General features: G+C 59.3%; 17 protein-coding genes. 8 read left to right on the top strand and 9 right to left on the bottom strand.

The features are described 5' to 3' along the window. Positions 1-164 precede the first annotated feature (164 nt). From HNR03_RS11155 to HNR03_RS11120, 8 genes are all read right to left on the bottom strand, one after another. Positions 165-2,087: a PrkA family serine protein kinase gene (locus HNR03_RS11155; protein ID WP_084318392.1), complete on the bottom strand. Its 1,923-nt coding sequence runs from the start codon at positions 2,085-2,087 to the stop codon at positions 165-167. Positions 2,088-2,383: 296 nt separating this feature from the next. Then, on the bottom strand, positions 2,384-2,713 hold the full coding sequence (gene glpE, locus HNR03_RS11150) for a thiosulfate sulfurtransferase GlpE (protein WP_109635326.1): 330 nt from the start codon (positions 2,711-2,713) through the stop codon (positions 2,384-2,386). A gap of 33 nt (positions 2,714-2,746) precedes the next feature. Then, complete coding sequence (locus HNR03_RS11145) at positions 2,747-3,631, bottom strand: symmetrical bis(5'-nucleosyl)-tetraphosphatase (RefSeq protein WP_222588703.1); 885 nt, start codon at positions 3,629-3,631, stop codon at positions 2,747-2,749. Further along, complete coding sequence (apaG, locus tag HNR03_RS11140) at positions 3,631-4,011, bottom strand: Co2+/Mg2+ efflux protein ApaG (protein WP_222588702.1); 381 nt, start codon at positions 4,009-4,011, stop codon at positions 3,631-3,633. Before apaG ends, HNR03_RS11145 begins: the two co-directional genes overlap by 1 nt. A gap of 122 nt (positions 4,012-4,133) precedes the next feature. Continuing rightward, positions 4,134-4,952 (bottom strand): 16S rRNA (adenine(1518)-N(6)/adenine(1519)-N(6))-dimethyltransferase RsmA, encoded by an 819-nt coding sequence (gene rsmA, locus HNR03_RS11135; protein WP_222588701.1) that lies wholly within the window; start codon positions 4,950-4,952, stop codon positions 4,134-4,136. Next, entirely contained in the window at positions 4,949-5,938 is a 990-nt protein-coding gene (gene pdxA, locus HNR03_RS11130) for a 4-hydroxythreonine-4-phosphate dehydrogenase PdxA (RefSeq protein WP_259153558.1), read from the bottom strand. Before pdxA ends, rsmA begins: the two co-directional genes overlap by 4 nt. After that, positions 5,935-7,251, bottom strand: coding sequence for a peptidylprolyl isomerase SurA (gene surA / locus HNR03_RS11125; RefSeq protein ID WP_222588699.1), 1,317 nt, complete (start codon positions 7,249-7,251; stop codon positions 5,935-5,937). Before surA ends, pdxA begins: the two co-directional genes overlap by 4 nt. Next, positions 7,232-10,042 (bottom strand): LPS-assembly protein LptD, encoded by a 2,811-nt coding sequence (locus tag HNR03_RS11120; RefSeq protein WP_222588698.1) that lies wholly within the window; start codon positions 10,040-10,042, stop codon positions 7,232-7,234. The genes surA and HNR03_RS11120 overlap by 20 nt, the downstream gene beginning before the upstream one ends. 130 nt (positions 10,043-10,172) lie before the next feature. On the opposite strand from HNR03_RS11120, the gene HNR03_RS11115 reads away from it, so the two are divergent. From HNR03_RS11115 to HNR03_RS11105, 3 genes are read left to right on the top strand one after another with little or no spacing between them, the layout of a single operon-like run. Then, positions 10,173-11,192, top strand: coding sequence for an aminoglycoside phosphotransferase family protein (locus tag HNR03_RS11115; RefSeq protein WP_090179122.1), 1,020 nt, complete (start codon positions 10,173-10,175; stop codon positions 11,190-11,192). Then, complete coding sequence (gene murU, locus HNR03_RS11110; RefSeq protein ID WP_259153546.1) at positions 11,189-11,860, top strand: N-acetylmuramate alpha-1-phosphate uridylyltransferase MurU; 672 nt, start codon at positions 11,189-11,191, stop codon at positions 11,858-11,860. Before HNR03_RS11115 ends, murU begins: the two co-directional genes overlap by 4 nt. A gap of 1 nt (position 11,861) precedes the next feature. Then, positions 11,862-12,629, top strand: coding sequence for a TerB family tellurite resistance protein (locus HNR03_RS11105; protein ID WP_222588696.1), 768 nt, complete (start codon positions 11,862-11,864; stop codon positions 12,627-12,629). Positions 12,630-12,767: 138 nt separating this feature from the next. On the opposite strand, the gene HNR03_RS11100 is transcribed toward HNR03_RS11105, so the two are convergent. Then, complete coding sequence (locus HNR03_RS11100) at positions 12,768-13,760, bottom strand: alpha/beta hydrolase family protein (protein WP_259153545.1); 993 nt, start codon at positions 13,758-13,760, stop codon at positions 12,768-12,770. A gap of 73 nt (positions 13,761-13,833) precedes the next feature. On the opposite strand from HNR03_RS11100, the gene HNR03_RS11095 reads away from it, so the two are divergent. The 5 genes from HNR03_RS11095 to HNR03_RS11075 all read left to right on the top strand — a co-directional run bounded on the left by HNR03_RS11095 (position 13,834) and on the right by HNR03_RS11075 (position 20,925). Further along, on the top strand, positions 13,834-16,230 hold the full coding sequence (locus HNR03_RS11095) for a PAS domain S-box protein (RefSeq protein ID WP_259153544.1): 2,397 nt from the start codon (positions 13,834-13,836) through the stop codon (positions 16,228-16,230). A gap of 52 nt (positions 16,231-16,282) precedes the next feature. Next, the gene (locus tag HNR03_RS11090) at positions 16,283-16,912 is read left to right on the top strand and encodes a response regulator transcription factor (protein WP_003210977.1); all 630 of its coding nucleotides are present in this window, start codon (positions 16,283-16,285) and stop codon (positions 16,910-16,912) included. Between the two features lie 351 nt (positions 16,913-17,263). Further along, a complete protein-coding gene (locus HNR03_RS11085) occupies positions 17,264-18,388 on the top strand; it encodes an ABC transporter ATP-binding protein (protein WP_090179135.1) in 1,125 nt (374 codons plus the stop codon). Between the two features lie 47 nt (positions 18,389-18,435). After that, positions 18,436-19,479, top strand: coding sequence for an ABC transporter substrate-binding protein (locus HNR03_RS11080; protein WP_222588693.1), 1,044 nt, complete (start codon positions 18,436-18,438; stop codon positions 19,477-19,479). 198 nt (positions 19,480-19,677) lie between these two features. Further along, positions 19,678-20,925, top strand: coding sequence for an ABC transporter permease (locus HNR03_RS11075; RefSeq protein WP_222588692.1), 1,248 nt, complete (start codon positions 19,678-19,680; stop codon positions 20,923-20,925). Positions 20,926-20,929: the final 4 nt, after the last annotated feature.

Below are 20,929 nucleotides of genomic sequence, written 5' to 3'. Positions count from 1 at the left end.
GGTTATGCAGCATCGACCGTGCCAAGGGATGTTCACGCTCCCCCAAGCGCTTTGAATACTGCCTGAACCTCGCACCGACTTTCGAACACCTTCCAGAGGCCTGTGTAACAGAAAAAGCGCACACAGGTCTCTGGCTGACGACAACCGGTCTGACCGGCAGCGGGTTACTGTGATTTTCTGACCCGCAGGTACCACTCGGACAGCAGCCGTACCTGTTTGTCGGTGTAACCCCGCTCGACCATCCGTGTGACGAAGTCGTTGTGCTTCTGCTGGTCCTCTTTGCTGGCCTTGGCATTGAAGCTGATGACCGGCAGGAGGTCCTCGGTGTTGGAGAACATTTTCTTCTCGATGACCACCCGCAGTTTTTCGTAGCTGAGCCAGGTCGGGTTCTTGCCATTGTTGTTGGCCCGCGCGCGCAATACGAAGTTGACGATTTCGTTGCGGAAATCCTTCGGATTGCTGATGCCGGCCGGTTTTTCGATTTTCTCCAGCTCTTCGTTCAGGGCGACGCGGTTGAGAATCTCGCCGGTCTCCGGATCGCGGTATTCCTGATCCTGAATCCAGAAGTCGGCGTACAGCACGTAGCGATCGAAGATGTTCTGGCCGTACTCGCTGTAAGACTCGAGGTAGGCAGTCTGGATCTCCTTGCCGATGAATTCGATATAACGCGGTGCCAGGTATTCCTTGAGGAAGCGCAGATACCGTTCACGAGTCTCGGCCTGGAATTGTTCCTGTTCGATCTGTTGTTCCAGCACATAGAGCAAATGCACCGGGTTGGCGGCAATTTCGTGCGGATCAAAGTTGAATACCTTGGACAGGATCTTGAACGCAAACCGGGTCGACAGACCGTTCATGCCCTCGTCTACGCCGGCGTTGTCGCGGTATTCCTGGATCGACTTGGCTTTCGGATCGGTGTCTTTGAGGTTCTCGCCGTCATATACCCGCATCTTGGAGTAGATGTTGGAGTTTTCCGGCTCCTTGAGACGTGAGAGCACGGTGAACTGGGCGAGCATCTTCAAGGTATCGGGCGCGCAATGAGCCTTGGCCAGGGAGCTGTTGAACAGCAACTTGTCGTAGATCTTCACTTCGTCGCTGACGCGCAGGCAATACGGTACTTTGACGATATAGATCCGGTCGATGAAGGCTTCGTTGTTCTTGTTGTTACGGAAAGTATGCCATTCCGATTCGTTGGAGTGCGCCAGCAGGATCCCGGTGAACGGAATCGCCCCGAGGCCTTCAGTACTGTTGTAGTTGCCTTCCTGAGTGGCGGTCAGCAATGGGTGCAGCACCTTGATTGGCGCCTTGAACATTTCGACGAATTCCATCAGGCCCTGGTTGGCCCGGCACAGCGCGCCCGAGTAGCTGTAGGCGTCGGCGTCGTTCTGTGGGTACTCCTCCAGTTTGCGGATGTCGACCTTGCCCACCAGCGCGGAGATGTCCTGGTTGTTTTCGTCTCCCGGCTCGGTTTTGGCCACCGCGATCTGATTGAGGATCGACGGATAGAGCTTCACCACGCGGAACTGGCTGATGTCGCCGCCGAATTCGGCCAGGCGCTTGGTCGCCCATGGCGACATGATGGTGTTGAGGTAGCGCCGTGGAATGCCGAAATCTTCCTCGAGGATCGCGCCATCTTCGGTGGCGTTGAACAGACCCAGAGGCGACTCGAATACCGGCGAGCCCTTGATCGCGTAGAAGGGCACTTTCTCGATCAGCTGTTTCAGCTTCTCGGCCAGGGACGATTTACCGCCACCGACGGGGCCCAGGAGATAGAGGATTTGTTTCTTCTCTTCCAGTCCCTGAGCGGCATGGCGGAAATACGACACGATCTGGTCAATGCATTCTTCCATCCCGTGGAAGTCTTCAAAGGCCGGATAGCGGCGGATTACCTTGTTGGAGAAGATTCGCGACAGTCTCGAGTTGGTCGAGGTGTCGAGCAGCTCCGGTTCTCCGATGGCCAGCAATAGACGCTCGGCGGCGGAGGCGTAGGCGCTGCGGTCCTGTTTGCACAGTTCAAGATACTCTTGCAGCGTGAGTTCTTCCTGGCGTGTGGACTCGAATCGTTGTTGGAAGTGGCTAAAGATACTCATGACGTCACCTCGCTCGATACGTGGAGCCGACGCCGGATCATTCAGTCGATGCTGGCAGCAACCGGATATGCAGTCGCTGTTTACCCCCCAGAACTCTTTCAGAGCTTACTACCCCGAAAGCTACTCCCGATGACCCGCGCGCCGGTGTACCGGCTCTCCCCTGTTTTGGATGGCCTGCGCTTAAGGATAGTTGGGAATTCGTGAGGTAAAGGCAAGATGCGTAATTAGTTGTGGCAGACCGTTCGTCTGCCACCGCGCTAAGCCACCGGGGCCGGGGCTTGCGCGTTGCAAAAAAATTATTCTGAGGTGCCTTGCGCCGTTTCCGCTGGATAAGTCGTACGCCACAGCTCAAAACCGCCATCCATGCTGTAGACGTCAGAGAAGCCCTGGCTGATCAGGTAAGCGGCGGCGCCCTGGCTGGAGTTACCGTGGTAGCAAACCACGACCGTCGGTGCATCCAGATCGGCAGCCTGAATAAAGGCGTGCAGAGAATGATTGTCCAGATGCTTCGAGCCGCTGATGTGCAGCGCGGCAAAAGTAGCAGGATCGCGGACATCGACCACCACTGCGCCTTGTTCGCGCAGGGCTTGGGCCTGTTCCGGGGGAATACGTTTGAATTCGCTCATGGCGGGCTCCTGTGGCTCGGCTGAAAGCGCAGTCTAGCGCGGCGCGCTGGCTGGCGTTGGTTCGCTGGTTTGTGGGGCGACTGGTGGCTCGGCGGCATGGCCATGCTCATCGCACTTGCAGGACAGGCGTTCCCCGCTATCGACATCCATCAGGGTCAAGGCTCCGCCCCAGACGCAACCTGTGTCGAGGGCTGAAACGCCCGGCTCGTCGCACTGGCCCTCAAGCGCGGCCCAGTGCCCGAAAATGATTTTCACACCCTTGGTCTTGCGTTCCTTGTGCTGGAACCAGGGTTTGTAGCCAGGTGGTGCAGTGTCCGCGCCTTCCTTGGTCTTGAGATCCAGCTTGCCTTCGGCGGTACAGAAACGCATACGGGTGAAATAGTTGGTGATCACCCGAAGGCGCGTGACACCTTTGAGGTCGCTGTCCCATTTCGCCGGATCATTGCCGTACATCCCGTCGAGGTAGGGTGGCAGCAGATTATCGTCGCGCAGGGCCGTCTCGACCTCGGCGGCGCACTTGAGGGCTTTGCGCAGCGACCATTGCGGTGGAATACCGGCATGCACCAGCACGACGTTACGTTGCTCGTCGTAGTGCATGAGCTTTTGCTGGCGCAGCCATTCCAACAGCTCGGCACAATCGGGGGCTTCAATAATCTCGCGAAGGGTGTCGGACTTCTTCAGGCGTTCGATGTTTTTCCCGGCGGCCAACAAGTGCAGGTCATGGTTGCCAAGCACGCACACCAGCGATTCGCGGATGCTATAGAGGAAGCGCAAGGTGGCCAGCGACTGCGGACCACGGTTGACCAGATCTCCCACCAGCCACAGACGATCCTTTGTCGGATCGAAGGCTACTTTTTTGAGCAGGCATTGCAGGGCTTCAAGGCAGCCTTGCAAATCGCCGACCGCATACGTCGCCATCAGTGCAAGGCTCCGGGCACCGCCAGCCGGAAGGGCGCAATGACAGCATCGAAATGCTTACCGTCGTCGGCAAGCATTTGATAAGTGCCTTGCATCGTACCGACCTTGGTGGTCATCACGGTGCCACTGCTGTAGGTGTGTTCTTCACCGGACTGGATCAAAGGTTGCAAACCCACGACGCCGGCACCGCGAACCTCCTCGACATGTCCGTCGCCGTCGGTGATCACCCAGTGCCGTGACAACAGTTTGGCCGGTAGCTCGCCATTGTTGTGCACGGTGATGGTGTAGGCGAAGGCAAAGCGGTTGTGCTCGGGTTGCGATTGTTCTGCCAGATAGCGGGTGACGACGCTGACGTCGACCTGATAACGAGGATCGGACATGCAAGAGGCCTTAAATCAAAGCGGGACGCGGGGCGTAGCTGATACAAATCAGTCTAGGCCAAGTACCGGGTAGTAAACCAGACATCGCGTCTGGCGTCCCACCCGATAACGCTCATCGCCTGTCAGTCGGCGGCAGGCGCCAGCGAGACTTGTTCGCTGAGCTTGTCGGCCAGGCGCACGAAAGCGGCGAGGTCGAGCTGCTCCGGGCGCAGGCTGCCGTCGACACCGGCGGCGGTGATCTCGTCGTTGCTCAGCAGCAGCTTGAGGGTGTTGCGCAGGGTCTTGCGGCGCTGGTTGAAGGCTTCGCGCACCACACGCTCCAGCAGTTTGTGATCCTTGGCCGGGTGCGGCAGCACGGTGTGAGGCACAAGGCGCACGATGGCCGAATCGACTTTCGGTGGTGGATTGAACGCACCGGGGCCGACGTTGAACAGGTGCTCGACCCGGCAGTGGTACTGAACCATGATCGACAGGCGACCCCAGTCACCGCCGCCAGGTCCCGCCGCCATGCGCTCGACCACTTCCTTTTGCAGCATGAAGTGCATGTCGCGAATCAGGCTGGCGTTATGCAGCAGGTGAAAAATCAGTGGCGTCGAGATGTTGTATGGCAGGTTGCCAACGACCCGAAGGCTGCCCGGTGCCGCATTCAGGCTGTTGAAGTCGAACTTCAGTGCGTCGCCTTGATGCAGGTTGAAATTGCTCTTGCTGGCGAACTGTTGGTTCAGGATCGGGATCAGGTCCTTGTCCAGCTCGACTACGTCCAGTTGCGCGCCGCTGCCCAGCAGGCCTTGGGTCAACGCACCCTGGCCCGGGCCGATTTCCAGCAGGCGGTCTTCCGGTTTGGCGTGGATGGATCGCAGGATGCGGTCGATAACGCCGGCATCGTGCAGGAAATTCTGGCCGAAACGCTTGCGCGCCCGGTGTTGGTAATGCTCGGTCATAAACGGGTCTCGGCCATCTGGTAGGCGGTTTCCAGGGCGACTTGCAGGCTGCCGGTATCGATTTTACCGCTGCCGGCCAAGTCCAGGGCGGTGCCGTGGTCGACTGACGTGCGGATGATCGGCAAGCCGAGGGTCACGTTGACTGCCGCGCCGAAACCTTTGTATTTCAGTACGGGCAGGCCCTGGTCGTGGTACATCGCCAGCACCGCGTCGCAGTGCTCCAGATATTTGGGGGTAAACAGAGTGTCGGCGGGCAGGGGGCCGCGAAGGTCCATGCCCTCACCGCGCAGGCGCTCTAATGTAGGTTCGATGATATCGATTTCTTCATGGCCCAGGTGTCCGCCTTCACCGGCATGCGGGTTGAGTCCGCAGACCAGGATGCGTGGCTGGGCGATGCCGAACTTTTCTCGCAGGTCGCTGTGCAGGATCCGCGTGACCCGTTCCAGGCGCTCCGGCGTGATCGCATCGGCAATCTCGCGAAGGGGCAGGTGAGTCGTTACCAGCGCTACACGCAAGCCGCGCGTGGCGAGCATCATCACCACTTGTGCGGTATGGGTCAGATCAGCAAGAAACTCGGTGTGCCCGGAAAAGGCTATCCCGGACTCATTGATCACGCCTTTGTGCACTGGGGCAGTAATCATGCCAGCGAAATGCCCATCGAGGCAGCCTTGGCCCGCACGGGTCAAGGTTTCCAGGACGAAAGCGGCATTGGCTTTGTCCAGTTGCCCGGCGGTGACTGGAGCACTGAGCGGGGTATCCCAGACATACAGGCTATCGGCGGGCGCCGGAGCGTCCGGCCAGCTGTCGGGTGTGACGGGGAGCAAGTCGACAACCACGCCCAACTGCGCGGCCCGCTCAAGGAGCAGGTCACGGCTGGTTATGGCAATCAGGGGGTGGGGCTGGGCTTGCGCGGCGAGCAGCAGGCACAGGTCGGGACCTATGCCGGCCGGTTCGCCGGGCGTCAGCGCGAAACGCTTGGGTTTCACTGCGCTGCCTGGTCTGCACCAGGGAGTTTGATCTCTACATAAGCTTCGTCGCGGATCTGACGCAGCCAGGTTTGCAGCTCTTCGTCGTATTTGCGGTTGCGCAGTACGGTCATTGCTTGCTGCTCACGGGCCTGGGTAGTGCTGTCAGTGGCGCGACGGCCAAGGACTTCCAGAACGTGCCAGCCGTATTGGGTCTGGAACGGCTTGGACAGCTGACCTTGCGGGGTCTTGGCCATTACTTCGCGGAACTCGGGCACCAGCGCGTTCGGGTCGACCCAGTTCAGGTCGCCGCCATTGAGGGCTGAACCCGGATCTTCCGAGAAGCTTTTCGCCAACTCGCCGAAGTCTTCGCCGGCTTCGATGCGGGCGTAGAGCGATTGGGCCAGTGCCTTGGTTTTTGCTTCGTCGCGAATCGGACTCGGTTTGACCAGGATATGACGCACGTGCACTTCATCGCGTGTCTGGGTTGCACCGCCACGCTTTTCGAGGATCTTCAGGATGATGAAGCCGCCCGGTGTGCGCATGGGTTTGGTGATATCACCGACTGCCATGGTGCTCAACATGCGATCGAATGGCGGTGGCAATTGAGCAGCTTTACGCCAGCCCATATCGCCGCCTTCCAGTGCAGTTTCGCTGGCGGATTTGGCAATGGCCAACTGACTGAAGTCAGCGCCTTGCTTAAGCTGCTGGTAGACAGCATCCGCTTGTTTGGCCGCATTCTGAATCGCATCGGAGTTGGCGCTTTCCGGTGTAGGAATCAGGATGTTCGCCAGACGAAATTCTTCGGAGAGCTGCATCTTGCCGAGGTCGGAAGCGAGGAAGTTCTTCACTTCCTGCTCGGACACCTGGATGCGTTCGGCCACACGACGCTGGCGCACACGGCTGATGATCATTTCGCGGCGAATCTGTTCACGGGCGTCGTCGTAAGACAGACCGTCGTGAGTCAGGGCGGCACGGAACTGATCAATCGACATGTTATTGCGCTGGGCAATGGTGCCGACGGCCTGGTTCAGCTCTTCATCAGTAATGCGGATGCCGGAACGTTCGCCAATCTGCAGCTGCAGGTTTTCGACAATAAGGCGTTCCAGCACTTGCTGATCCAGCACGCTGGCAGGCGGTGCCGCAGCACCGCGTTTGGCGATGGTTTGCTGAACTTCGTGGACACGCTGGTCCAGTTGGCTCTGCATGACCACGTCGTTATCGACAATGGCCACCACTTTATCGATGGACTGCACTGCGGCGTTGGCCGCAGTACCCAGGAACATCGCGCCCAGCAATAGCGGGCGCAGACAATCAGAAAGCTTGGTCTTCACGTTCACGATAACCTTGGATGCCTTTGTCGAGGAAGCTCTCTACTTTAGCGCCGGTGAGGCCGCCGAGACCTTTCAGAACGATTTGTAGGAAGACGCCGTGGTCGCCTTTTTGGTTTTGTGGCGCTTGTTGGCTGAACTCGTCGAAATTAATGAAGTAACGGTTGATCACGCGCAGCTTCCAGCAGCAGTTGTCGTATTCGAAACCACCGAAGGCGTCAAGGGTCCGGTTTTGGTTGTAGTCATATTGCCAGCGGCTGATGAGATTCCATTGCGGTACGATCGGCCAGATCACCGAGAAGTCATGCTGTTCGATCTTGTAGTAGTCCTTCACGAAGCCAGGCGTGCCAGGGGTGCCGTAGTCACCGCCGAATTGCCATTGACCGGTGTTCTGGTTGTAGATCACCTGGTCGTTACGATAGCGATAGCCGGCGTTGATGACCTTGTTAGGGTTGTCTTCAGGCTGGTAGTGGAACATCGTGCTGCCCGAGCGAGTGCTGCGGCTGTTCGGGTCCCAGTTGAAGTCGGCGGTGGTATACCAGTCGCGGTTCCAGTGATATTCGTATTCCAGTGCATAAGGCGAATTGCTGGTTTTCGCGTCGGCGCGGGTATTTGGATTGACACCGGGCAACTGGACTGCGCGGTCCTTGAAGTACAAGGCCTGACCTATAGAGAAGCGTTGACGCTCAAAGCCATCTTCTTCGATCCAGCGGTTGGTGATGCCCAGAGACAGTTTGTTCTCGTCGCCGACACGGTCGGAGCCAGAGAAACGGTTGTCCCGGAACAGCGATGCATAGTTGAAGGTGTATTCACTGGTGTCGAACACAGGAATGTCTGTCTGGTCTACCTCTGGTACATAGAGGTAGTACAGACGCGGCTCCAGTGTCTGGCGGTAGTTCTTGCCAAACCATTGGGTGTTGCGATCGAAGTACAGGCCACTGTCAATGCTGGCAATCGGCACGCCACGGTTCTGGTTGCTGCCGAAATTGCCGTTGAAGTTTTTAGTCCCTGCAGCAGCGGCGGCTTGATCCTGAGCCACGATCTGGCCCTTGCCGATGCTGTCGAGGTCCAGTTGGTACTGGGTGTATTGGTACTTGAGCTTCGGCTTCAAGAAGCCATAAGTCCAGTCCAGCGGCAGGCTGACGGCTGGCGCCAGGTTGAGGCGATCGCCGTTGGCACGTGCCAGGCCTTGAACGTTGGTGTCCAGACGTGGGGATACGTTGCCGTCTTCATCGGTGTACGTACCGTTTAGCAGGTCTCGATCGAACCGCACGATTTCGGTGTCGTAGGTGAAATCCAGACCGCCTGGATGATCCGGCAGCTCACCGTTGAAGGTGATCTGCGGCAAGCGATCATACGGCGTGATGGAGGCAACAGTCGCCAGTTGAAACGCTTGGGCGTTGACGCGAGCGGTGTAGTTGTCACCGCGGTAGCTGACGGAACCCTGCTGGTTCACGAAGTCAGCGCTTTTCACACCAATCTGGTCGGTCTGTAGATCCTGGAAATAGTAAGGGTCGCTGAGCTTGGTGTAGTCGACTTGCGTGAAGACGCGCTCATCGAGACCACCCTTGTGCTGCCAGTTATACATGTAGCGTTCTTTCTGGAAGTCGGACTGCTTGTCGCGCTGGGTGTCCTCATCATTGAGGAACGCCGCACCGAACTGGCCTTCACTTGACTTGGTCAGGTAGCGGAATTCGCCTTCCATCAACAAGCCATGCTTTTCCATGTAACGCGGGTACAACGTGGCATCGTAGTTCGGTGCCAGGTTGAAGTAATACGGTGTGACCAGCATGAAGCCGGTATCGGTGCCGGTGCCGAAGCTCGGCGGCAGGAAGCCGGACTGGCGACGGTCGTCGATCGGGAAATAGATGTAGGGCGTGTACAGGACTGGAATGTCCTTGACGCGCAATGTCACGTTGGTTGCGGTACCGAAGCCGGTCGCCGGGTTCAAGGTGATGTTGTTGCCCTTGAGCTGCCAGGCGTTGCTGTTCGGTTCGCACGTGGTGTACGTACCGTCCTTGAGGCGGATGATCGCGTTTTCTGCCCGTTTGGCGTACAGCGCGTTACCGCGGATGCGGGATTTATGCATCACGTATTCGGCGTTATCGACCTTGGCTTCACCGGTGTCGAGCTGCACGTCAGCATGGTCGCCGACAAGTAGCGCGCCGTTGTCGCGAATACGGACGTTGCCGCTCAGTTCGCCACGGCTCTCTGCCTGGTAGAGGTTCGCTTCGTCGGCTTCGACCTGCATGCTGCCCTGGCGCATGACGACATCACCGGCAAGCGTGCCGACCTGATCTTCGGTGTTATAGCGCGAAGCCTTGGCGCCGATAAAGGTCGGTGCGTCACTTTTATTCGTCTTGTCATTCATGCCAGGACGAATCGGTTCGATATAGGAACCAGAGCAGTAAGGACCGGTCTCGGCCAATTGCGCAGCAGTAAGGTTCTCGCGCGGAACCCAGTCGAGGTGACTGTAGTCTGCACTACGCGACTTCAGGCCACGGCCTTTGGCCTCGGTAACCAGCACAGGCTTGGCGCCGGTGTCTTCACGGGTGCCGCCTTCGGGCGAGGCTTCGCCCGTGGCGGAAACTGCGCTGCCCTCATGGACGGGACGCGGAGGCAAGGCCGCCGCTGGCGATTTTGGCGCACAGGCCCAGGCACCCGAAGCAGAGACTGAGCAGTCATACTGTTCCGCGGCGACCACGAATGAAGTGGCTAGGGGTTGCAGGGCCAGCAGACTGCCGGTAACCAACAACGGAAATTTTTTACGAAACGCGGGGGATTTCAATGCCATCTTATTAGTCCGGGCTTCCTGCGTGCCATCTGCCCGCGGTGTGGGCCGCACGCCTCTCGATGGTCTGAAAAAGATGCTGGATAATAAAGCATGACCCGCTTGACGGCTAGCGCCGTCGGAGACCCTTGCAATGCCTGACCAAGATGTACGTTTGCAACACCTGAAAGTTTGGCTCGATGAGCAGTTGGCAGTCCTTTTTGCAGAACAGGATTGGGGCGCCGTACCCCCGGCCACGTTGACCGCAGCCAGTAGTGATGCGAGTTTCCGGCGCTATTTTCGTTGGGAAGGCGCAGGCAGAAGTTTCGTCGTGATGGACGCGCCACCGCCCCAGGAAAACTGCAAACCCTTCGTGGATATCGCTTTTTTGCTGGCGAAATCCGGAATAAATGTGCCGAAAATTTACGCCGAAGACCTCGAACGCGGTTTTCTTTTGCTCAATGACTTGGGCAACAAGACTTATCTGGACGTGATCGACAGCGAAAACGCCGACGATTTGTTCAAGGATGCCCTGGATGCGTTGCTGGCTTTCCAGCAGTTGCCGATGGTTGCGCCGCTGCCAAGTTATGACGTGGCGCTGTTGCGTCGTGAGCTGGAGTTGTTCCCCGAGTGGTACGTGAAGCGCGAGCTGGGCATCGAATTCGATGCTGCGCAACAAATGCTCTGGCAGAACGTCACCGATCTGTTGATCGACAGCGCCCTGGCTCAGCCTAAAGTGTTGGTGCACCGCGACTACATGCCGCGCAACCTGATGCTGAGCGAGCCGAACCCTGGCGTGCTGGACTTCCAGGATGCAGTCTATGGCCCGGTGACCTACGACGTGACCTGCCTGTTCAAGGATGCCTTCCTGAGCTGGCCCGAAGAACGTGTCCGCGGCTGGCTGGAAAACTACTGGCAGCAAGCGGGCGAGCTCGGTATTCCCGTGCAGCCTGACTTCGAAGACTTCCTGCGGGCCAGCGACCTGATGGGCGTGCAGCGCCACCTGAAAGTGATCGGCATTTTCGCGCGCATCTGTCATCGCGACGGCAAACCCCGCTACCTGGCTGATGTGCCACGCTTCTTTGCCTATATAGATGCAGTGATTGCCCGCCGCCCTGAATTGGCCGAGCTGGATGTGTTGCTATTGAGTCTGCGCGCTGGAGTCCCGGCATGAAGGCGATGATTCTGGCGGCCGGCAAAGGCGAGCGCATGCGCCCGTTGACCCTGTCCACGCCAAAGCCGCTGGTTCGTGCCGGCGGCGTGCCCCTGATCGAGTATCACTTGAAGGCCCTGGCGACTGCCGGGTTCACCGAGGTCGTGATCAATCACGCCTGGCTTGGTCAACAACTCGAAAGCTACCTGGGTGACGGTTCGCAATACGGCATGCGTATTGAGTACTCGCGAGAAGGTGAGCCGCTGGAAACCGGCGGCGGTATTTTCCGCGCGTTGCCATTATTGGGTGACGAGGCCTTTGTAGTGGTCAACGGTGACATCTGGACCGACTACGACTTCAGCGTGTTGCATCAACCCATTGCCGGGCTCGCCCACCTGGTGTTGGCGGATAACCCGCCCCATCATCCAGCCGGCGACTTCACGCTGGTTGACGGGCAAGTGCGCGACGCTCAACCGGGCGCCGCGACCCTGACCTACAGCGGCATTGCCGTGCTGCATCCGCAGTTGTTCGACGGTTGCTCGGCGGGGGCCTTCAAACTCGCACCGCTGCTGCGCAAGGCCATGGCCGATGGGCAAGTCACGGGCGAACACCTGCGAGGGCATTGGGTGGATGTCGGCACGCACGAGCGTCTGGCCGAAGTTGAAACCTTGATAGAAGCGAGACGCTGAGATGCTGTGGCCAGGGACTCTGATTGGAGCCGGAGCGGGCTTTGCCATAGCCAGTATTCCGGGGGCCATGCTCGGCGCTTTGTTGGGGCAGGCACTGGATCGGCGCCTGCACTTGCAGAGCTGGGGACAGTTGCGTGAAAAGCTCGGCGGTCGTCCGATGCTGCGCAACGATGAGCTGTTATTCGTGTTGCTGGGGCGCTTGGCCAAGAGCGATGGGCGTGTGGTGGACGGCCATATCCAGCAGGCCCGTCAGGAAATGCGTTCGCTGGAGATGACTGAATCGGCGCAGCGACGTGCCATTGCCGCGTTCAATCGTGGCAAGTCGGGCAATGACCGGTTACGCGGGTATCTGCGCCGCTTGAGTGCGCAGCCCCATGCAGCGGAAGGTGTATTGCGTGCCTGTTGGCGGATGGTCTGGGCCGATGGCCGTGCCGGTAGCCGCGAGCGTGAGCTGATTGCGCAGTGGGGGAAATGGCTAGGCTGGACACCCCATCAGGTTCAGGCACTGGCGGCCGACTATGAACAGCACAAGCGGCCGTTAGTCAGCGGCACCCTGACTTATCAGGATGCGCTGCGGCTATTGGGTGTGTCAGCGACCAGTGAGCCGGCGCAGATCAAGCGTGCCTATCGGCGCCTGCTCAGTCGCCATCACCCGGACAAGATTGCCGGCAGCGGTGCCACCGCGTTGCAGGTGCGTGAAGCGACTGACAAGACACGTGAACTGCATAGCGCCTACACGTTGATTCGTCAGCGGCGGGATTTTCGGTAGCAGGGTAGAAATGTGTCGCCAGTGATACCGCCATCGCGAGCAAGCCCGCTCCCACAGGTTAAATGTCGATAGCAAATATTGCGTGCGACTCAAATCATGTGGGAGCGGGCTTGCTCGCGATGGCGGCGACGCGGTCTTTCAGTCCGACGCTTTTTGCGGATTCAACCAGCCGCGCACTCGACGCACCAATTGCTCTTGCTCCGCCGCGGCATTACCGGGCAGCGCCTTGAGCGAGACCTGGCTGAACGCCGAAGTTTTCAACCGCTTGCTGGCCTGCATCCGCTCCAGCGCCGCGTTGCGATCCAGTGGTTTATCCACATAAAAAATGTCTGCCGTCGGCAGCTTCAGCGTCGGCGTCAACTCAACCAACTCGGGCTTTGCCGCCACCGGCGTCTGCACCGCGATCATCACGAACTTCTCCACTTGCGCAGGTTGCTTTTCGCTCAGATATCGCGCGGCCCAGTAAGCGCCGGTGCCATGTCCCAACACCACAATGCGTCGAGCACTTTGTTGCTCGGCATAGGCAATGGCGGCATCAATACGGGCGAAGATGCGTTCGGCGTCAGCCTTGGCTTGCTCCTCGGTGGTTTCGGCAATGGCCTTGTCGGCCACCTCCGATTCGCCGCCGGCTGCTTGCTCGATGGGGGCTGCCGTGGTCGAGTCCTTGCTGCCGGTTTGCGGCGCCTTGAGCGTTGGCGGCATTTCCACGACGCGTGGCGCAATGGCATCGCTTTGCAGGTCCGGCAGGGTGATACTCAGGCTGCTCCATTGCGCGTCAGGTAATTTGTGCCGCAATGGACCGATTACTTGCGGCCAGTCAACGGTTTCGCCTGCGCCCGGGATAATAATCACCGCACCTTTGGGCTCGGCGGTATTGGCCGGTTTCCACAGTGCGAGGAAAGTGTCGGCACCGGCTTGCAGTTGTTGCTGTTCCTGAGCAGGGATTTTTCGCTCAAGTGCTGTTGCTTCTTCCTGACTACGCTCAAGCAGCGGCTGGCGTTCGACCGGTTTTTCTTCTGCGGGTTTTTCTGCCGCGGCTGGTGCCGGATCGGCCGCTTCGACGGAAAAGGCACAAGGCAGGATCAGCGACAGGCACAATGCTGGCAATGCCAGGCGGTAGACAGGGGGCATCGGATATTCCAGGCCAGAAGTTATTCCGGCAGCCTAAAGGGTTGGTCAGTATTTGTCAGTGTGTGGAACTTCAATGATGCGTTTTCGCTGCCTGTGGGTTATCGGCTGTTTGTGGTTTCCCTTGATCAGTTGGGCGGCCTCCGCGCCAGCGGCGCACGTCGCGCCTTTGTCGGCCTGGCAACAACAGTGGCTGGCAGAGCATGGCGAATTACGTGTGGGGCTGGTGTTGCAGGCGCCTTATGCGCAATACGATCGCCGTTTGCAGCGGTTGTCCGGGGTTAACGTCGAGTTGATGAAATGGCTGGCCAAGGCCCTCAAGGTCGAGCTGAGCTGGCGCAATTTCCCCGACCTTGAACAATTGGAAGCTGCCGCGCGCGAGGGTGAAATCGACATCGCCCCCGGGTTGACCCAAACCCCCGCCAGCCTGAGGCTCTGGCAATTCACCGATCCCTACATGCGCGTGCCGCAACTGGTGGTCAGTGATCAGAAAAGCGCCGGTGTGGTGGAGTTGGAAAAACTCGACAGCCAAATCCGCGTTGCCGTACGCATGCCAAGCCCCACGGCAGATTATCTGCGCAGCAACTACCCGCATCTGAACCTGCAAGGCGTACCGATCGAGCGTCAGGCGTTGCAGCTGTTACTGAGTCAGCAGGCCGGTTACGCGATCGTCGATGAGGCGCAGTTGGGGCGTTTGTCCATTGAGCCGGAGTTCGCCGGGCTGGTCGTGGTGGGGGACATCGGTTTGCCGCAATTGCTGCGCGTGGCCACGCGCCGGGACTTGCCGGAGTTGGCCGGCATCGTCGAAAGCGCGCTGCGGGCGATTCCGGCCAAAGATCTGGAGCAACTGCATAACCAATGGCTGCAACCCAAGTACCCGCGTCTGACCGAATCACCGGGATTCTGGCAAAACCTCTGCCTGCTGATGGCAGTGTTGATGCTGACCAGCATTGCCATCGTGATCTGGCAGCGTCGCCAGCAGCACAGCCTGGAGCAGCGCCTGTTGGCGGCGCGCGAAGACATTGCCCTGCGCGAGGCCAGTGAAGAAGCGTTGCGCCTGACGCAATTTTCCATCGACCAGAGCACCGTCGGCATCCTCTGGGTCAATTGGGACAGCCACGTGCGCTACGCCAACCGTGCCGCCGAAACCATGCTCGGCTACCCGGCGGGCGGGATCATTGATCGGCCGCTGATCGACTTCGAACCCGGTTTGCATATGGACCGTTGGCTGAACCTGTGGAAGCGTGCGCGGGCCAGCGAAGAAGGGCCACAAAGCTTCGAAACCAACTGCGTGCGGGCCGATGGCAGCATTCTACCGACCGATGTTTCGTTGAGTTTCCTGCGCTTTCGCGACGGCGAATACCTGGTGGTCTACCTCAATGACGTCACCGAGCGGCGTCGCGCCCTGGCCGCCTTGCAGGAAAGTGAGGCACGGTTGCAGGGGATTGCCGCCAACGTTCCGGGACTGGTCTTCCGCCTGGAGCGGGCGCCGGTGACAGGGCAGATCGACTTTGCCTACATCAGTGAAGGCAGCGAGAGCCTGGTCGGTTATTCGCCGGCCACCCTGGCGCATCGCGACAAAGGCCTGCGCAGCCTGGTACATCCCGACGACAAGGCCAGCTACCACCAGACCCAGGATCATGCGTTGGACACGGACAGTGACTGGTCATGGCAGGGGCGGATTCTCACGCGTTCCGGCGAACAGCGTTGGGCCGAGATCAAGGCCATTACGCGCCGGCTCGAGGATGGCGCCTATGTCTGGGACGGGATTGTCTGGGACATCAGCGAGAGCAAGCGCATCGAACTGGAACTGGCCAGCTCCCGCGAGCAACTGCGTGAATTGTCGGCACACCTGGAGAGCGTGCGGGAGGAGGAAAAAGGCCGCATCGCAAGGGAAGTTCACGACGAATTGGGTCAGATGTTGACGGTGCTCAAACTGGAAACGTCCATGTGCGAACTGGCCTACGCGCAGCTCGATCCAGGTCTGAATGAACGATTGAACAGCATGAAACGCTTGATCGCTCAGCTGTTCCAGTTGGTGCGTGATGTGGCGACGGCGCTACGGCCACCGATTCTCGATGCTGGCATCGCTTCGGCCATTGAGTGGCAGGCCCGGCGATTCGAGGCGCGCACACAGATTCCGTGCCTGGTGCAGGTGCCGGAAAACCTGCCGGTGCTCAGTGATGCCAAGGCGATTGGCCTGTTTCGGATCCTTCAGGAAGCGCTGACCAATGTCATGCGCCATGCCCAGGCGCATACTGTTGAGCTGACACTGACCCTTGAAGGCGATGAGTTGTGCCTGACCGTCAGCGATGATGGCGTAGGATTTGTTCCGGCTACCGGCAGGCCAACGTCCTTTGGCGTGGTAGGCATGCGCGAACGGGTGTTGATCATGGGCGGGGAACTGTCGCTTGAAAGTGAGCCGGGGGAGGGCACGACGTTGAGCGTGCGTGTTCCATTGGATAACGCCTGATGGTTTTGTGTTGATTGAGCTGACGCGATAGGTCTTGAACCTGGAGAAGAACGTGATCCGTGTACTGGTAGCCGAAGACCACACCATCGTCCGTGAGGGCATCAAGCAGCTGATTGGCCTGGCCAAGGATTTGTTGGTGGTGGGGGAGGCGAGCAATGGTGAACAATTGCTCGAAACCTTGCGTCATGTGCCCTGCGAGGTGGTGTTGCTGGACATCTCGATGCCCGGGGTCAATGGCCTGGAGGCGATTCCACGGATTCGCGCGCTGAACAATCCCCCGGCGATCCTGGTGCTGTCGATGCACGATGAAGCGCAAATGGCTGCCCGGGCGCTGAAGGTCGGCGCTGCGGGTTATGCGACCAAGGACAGCGATCCTGCATTGCTGCTGACCGCGATCCGCAAAGTCGCGGCGGGCGGGCGTTACATCGACCCGGACCTGGCGGACCGGATGGTCTTCGAAGTCGGCCTGACTGATTCGCGACCGTTGCACTCCTTATTGTCGGAGCGCGAGTTTTCAGTATTCGAGCGCCTGGCCCAGGGCGCCAACGTCAACGACATCGCCCAGCAACTGGCCCTGAGCAGCAAGACCATCAGCACCCATAAGGCGCGCCTGATGCAGAAACTCAACATCACTTCACTGGCGGAACTGGTGAAATACGCGATGGAACACAAACTCCTCTAGATTTGCACGCGCCCCCATGTAGGAGCTGTCGAGTGAAACGAGGCTGCGATCTTTTGCTTTCTAAAGATCAACATCAAAAGCTCGCAGCCTCGTTTCACTCGACAGCTCCTACAGGCTTTTAAACGGGCATATCCATTTGCGACACGCCTTGAAGGCGACATTTGCCCTGTCTTGTAGCCTGCAGCTGACCGCCTGCCGCTGCGTTTGCCAAAACGCGCCATCCTTGTAGGGCAATCCCTACCCCCAACCTTCCATATGGCTGAGGCGATTCTCTCCTGCGCCCCGATTTGCGTGCTCCCCAGCGTCCACTAGGCTTAGTCCACAGCAGTCATCAATAACAAAGGTGTGGGTATGAGCCAGGTCGATTCAAGTACAGGGGCCAATGACATTCTGGTCAGCTTTCGTGGAGTGCAGAAGAGCTACGACGGCGAGAACCTGATCGTCAAAGACCTCAACCTGGATATTCGCAAAGGCGAATTCCTCACCTTGCTCGGGCCATCCGGTTCCGGCAAGACCACCAGCCTGATGATGCTCGCCGGTTTTGAAACACCGACCGCCGGCGAAATCCTGCTGGCCGGACGCGCCATCAACAATGTGCCGCCGCACAAACGTGATATCGGCATGGTGTTCCAGAACTACGCCTTGTTCCCCCACATGACCGTGGCCGAGAACCTGGCCTTCCCGCTGACCGTGCGCGGCTTGAACAAGAGCGATGTCAGTGACCGGGTCAAGCGTGTCTTGAGCATGGTGCAGCTGGACACCTTCGCCCAGCGTTATCCGGCCCAACTGTCCGGCGGTCAGCAACAGCGTGTGGCGCTGGCCCGTGCGTTGGTGTTCGAACCGCAACTGGTTCTGATGGACGAACCGCTCGGCGCACTCGACAAACAACTGCGCGAACACATGCAGATGGAGATCAAGCACCTGCACCAGCGTCTCGGCGTGACCGTGGTCTACGTGACCCACGACCAGGGCGAAGCCTTGACCATGTCCGACCGTGTGGCGGTGTTTCATCAGGGCGAAATCCAGCAGATCGCTCCGCCGCGCACCCTCTATGAAGAGCCAAAGAACACCTTCGTCGCCAACTTCATCGGCGAGAACAACCGTCTCAACGGCCGCTTGCACAGCCAGACGGGCGACCGTTGCATCGTTGAGCTCGGTCGCGGTGAAAAAGTTGAAGCGCTGGCGGTCAATGTCGGCAAGACCGGCGAACCGGTCACGCTGTCGATCCGCCCGGAACGCGTGAGCCTCAATGGTTCGAGCGAGTCCTGCGTCAATCGCTTCTCCGGGCGGGTGGCGGAATTCATCTATCTGGGCGACCACGTCCGGGTTCGTCTGGAAGTTTGCGGCAAGACCGACTTCTTTGTGAAACAACCGATTGCCGAGCTCGATCCCGCGCTCGCTGTCGGCGACGTGGTACCGCTTGGCTGGCAGGTCGAACACGTTCGCGCGCTCGACCCACTTCTAGAGGCGCATTAATCGCCCCGGCTACACCAACACCAACCTGCACGTGGAGAGAACAATAAATGTTGAGATCCCTGAAATTAACCGCTTTGGTCATGGGCATGATCGGTGCGGCGCACGCGATGGCGGCGGGCCCGGACCTGACCGTGGTGTCCTTTGGCGGGGCGAACAAGGCCGCGCAGGCCAAAGCGTTCTACGCACCGTGGGAAGCGGCAGGCAACGGCAAGATCGTGGCGGGCGAATACAACGGCGAGATGGCCAAGGTCAAAGCCATGGTCGACACCAAGAGCGTGTCCTGGGACCTGGTAGAAGTTGAATCGCCAGAACTGTCCCGTGGTTGCGACGAAGACATGTTCGAGCAGCTCGATCCGAAGCTGTTCGGCAAATCCGAAGACTATGTCAAAGGCGCTATTCAGCCTTGCGGCGTGGGTTTCTTCGTGTGGTCGACCGTGTTGGCCTACAACGCCGACAAACTGGCCTCCGCACCGACCAGCTGGGTAGATTTCTGGGACACCAAGAAATTCCCGGGTAAACGTGGCCTGCGCAAAGGCGCCAAGTACACCCTGGAATTCGCTTTGATGGCCGACGGCGTCGCGCCTAAAGACGTCTACAAAGTGCTGGCTGGCAAAGACGGCCAGGACCGTGCGTTCAAGAAACTCGATGAACTTAAGCCAAACATCCAGTGGTGGGAAGCCGGCGCACAACCGCCGCAATATCTCGCTTCCGGTGACGTGGTCATGAGCTCGGCCTACAACGGCCGTATCGCTGCCGTGCAGAAAGAAAGCAACCTGAAAGTCGTGTGGAATGGCGGTATCTACGACTTCGACGCATGGGCAATCCCGAAAGGTCTGGACAAGGCACGCGCTGAAGCGGCGAAGAAATTCATCGCCTTCTCGGTGGCGCCGCAGCAGCAGAAGACCTACTCGGAAAACATCGCTTACGGCCCGGCCAACACCCAAGCCGTACCGTTGCTGGCCAAGGATGTCCTGAAAGACATGCCGACCACCCCGGAAAACATCGCCAACCAGGTGCAGATCGACGTCAGCTTCTGGGCTGACAACGGCGAGCAACTGGAGCAGCGCTTCAATTCCTGGGCTGCGAAGTAAGCACGACACACAGGACGACGGTTCACCGGTTGATCGTTCCCACGCTCTGCGTGGGAATGCCGCCCGGGACGCTCCGCGTCCCTGTGACGCAGAGCGTCACTGGATGCGTTCCCACGCAGAGCGTGGGAACGATCAGTACCAAAAGTTCGAGGCGGCGTTTGCTGCCTCAGTAACGATCAAAGATTTCCGGAGTACGCCATGGCCACCGCCATTCCCCTGAACGCGGGCACTGACCCCACCTTGAAGCAGCGGCTCAAGCACGCCGAGCGGATCAACCGCTGGAAGGCACAGGCCTTGATTGCGCCCTTGGTGCTGTTTCTGTTGCTGGTGTTCCTGGTGCCCATCGTGGCGCTGCTCTACAAAAGCGTTGGTAACCCGGAAGTGGTCGGCGGCATGCCGCGCACCGTGGCGGCCATCGCCAGCTGGGACGGCCGCGGCCTGCCCGCTGAACCGGTTTACAAAGCGGCCAGCGAAGACCTCGCTGAAGCCCGCAAGAATCAAACCCTGGGCGATCTGTCGAAGCGCTTGAACATGGAGTTGGCCGGCTACCGCAGCCTGCTGACCAAAACCGCACGCGCCTTGCCGTTCGCTACTGAGCCGGCCTCTTATAAAGAAGCGCTCGAAGGTCTCGACGAGCGTTGGGGTGACCCGGCCTATTGGCAAGCGGTGCGCCGCAACACCAGCAGCATCACGCCGTACTACTTGCTGGCGGCGGTCGATCACCGCATCGACGACCTCGGCGAACTCGCCCCGGCCACGCCGGATCAAGCGATCTACCTCGACATCTTTGCCCGCACCTTCTGGATGGGCCTGGTCATCACCGTGATCTGCCTGTTCCTGGCCTATCCGCTGGCCTACCTGCTGGCGAACCTGCCATCGCGCCAAAGCAACCTGCTGATGATTCTGGTGCTGTTGCCTTTCTGGACCTCGATCCTGGTGCGGGTGGCTGCGTGGATCGTGTTGCTGCAATCGGGGGGCTTGATCAACAGCGGCCTGATGGCGATGGGCATCATCGATAAGCCGCTGGAGCTGGTGTTCAACCGCACCGGGGTCTACATCTCCATGGTGCACATCCTGCTGCCGTTCATGATTCTGCCGATCTACAGCGTGATGAAAGGCATCTCGCCGACCTACATGCGCGCCGCGATTTCCCTCGGTTGCCACCCGTTCGCCAGCTTCTGGCGGGTGTACTTCCCGCAGACCTATGCCGGTGTCGGCGCCGGTTGCCTGTTGGTGTTCATCCTCGCGATTGGCTACTACATCACCCCGGCGTTGCTGGGCAGCCCGAACGATCAGATGGTCAGTTACTTCGTCGCCTTCTACACCAACACCAGTATCAACTGGGGCATGGCGACCGCGCTCGGTGGACTGCTGCTGTTGGCGACCGTGGTGCTTTATCTGATTTACAGCTGGCTGGTGGGCGCCAGTCGCCTGCGCCTGAGCTAAGGGG

This window comes from Pseudomonas sp. JAI111 (assembly GCF_024809425.1).
GTDB lineage: Bacteria > Pseudomonadota > Gammaproteobacteria > Pseudomonadales > Pseudomonadaceae > Aquipseudomonas.
Note: the sequence above shows the minus strand (reverse complement) of the source record. Positions and strands in the feature narration are given on the sequence as shown.

Bases quoted from the DNA above. Each gene is read 5' to 3' on its own strand.
- HNR03_RS11120 (WP_222588698.1), bottom strand. From the start codon at position 10,042: ATGGCATTGAAATCCCCCGCGTTTCGTAAAAAATTTCCGTTGTTGGTT.
- HNR03_RS11105 (WP_222588696.1), top strand. From the start codon at position 11,862: ATGCTGTGGCCAGGGACTCTGATTGGAGCCGGAGCGGGCTTTGCCATA.
- HNR03_RS11095 (WP_259153544.1), top strand. From the start codon at position 13,834: ATGATGCGTTTTCGCTGCCTGTGGGTTATCGGCTGTTTGTGGTTTCCC.
- apaG (WP_222588702.1), bottom strand. From the start codon at position 4,011: ATGTCCGATCCTCGTTATCAGGTCGACGTCAGCGTCGTCACCCGCTAT.
- rsmA (WP_222588701.1), bottom strand. From the start codon at position 4,952: ATGACCGAGCATTACCAACACCGGGCGCGCAAGCGTTTCGGCCAGAAT.
- HNR03_RS11080 (WP_222588693.1), top strand. From the start codon at position 18,436: ATGTTGAGATCCCTGAAATTAACCGCTTTGGTCATGGGCATGATCGGT.
- HNR03_RS11145 (WP_222588703.1), bottom strand. From the start codon at position 3,631: ATGGCGACGTATGCGGTCGGCGATTTGCAAGGCTGCCTTGAAGCCCTG.
- murU (WP_259153546.1), top strand. From the start codon at position 11,189: ATGAAGGCGATGATTCTGGCGGCCGGCAAAGGCGAGCGCATGCGCCCG.
- HNR03_RS11115 (WP_090179122.1), top strand. From the start codon at position 10,173: ATGCCTGACCAAGATGTACGTTTGCAACACCTGAAAGTTTGGCTCGAT.
- HNR03_RS11075 (WP_222588692.1), top strand. From the start codon at position 19,678: ATGGCCACCGCCATTCCCCTGAACGCGGGCACTGACCCCACCTTGAAG.
- glpE (WP_109635326.1), bottom strand. From the start codon at position 2,713: ATGAGCGAATTCAAACGTATTCCCCCGGAACAGGCCCAAGCCCTGCGC.
- HNR03_RS11155 (WP_084318392.1), bottom strand. From the start codon at position 2,087: ATGAGTATCTTTAGCCACTTCCAACAACGATTCGAGTCCACACGCCAG.
- HNR03_RS11100 (WP_259153545.1), bottom strand. From the start codon at position 13,760: ATGCCCCCTGTCTACCGCCTGGCATTGCCAGCATTGTGCCTGTCGCTG.
- HNR03_RS11085 (WP_090179135.1), top strand. From the start codon at position 17,264: ATGAGCCAGGTCGATTCAAGTACAGGGGCCAATGACATTCTGGTCAGC.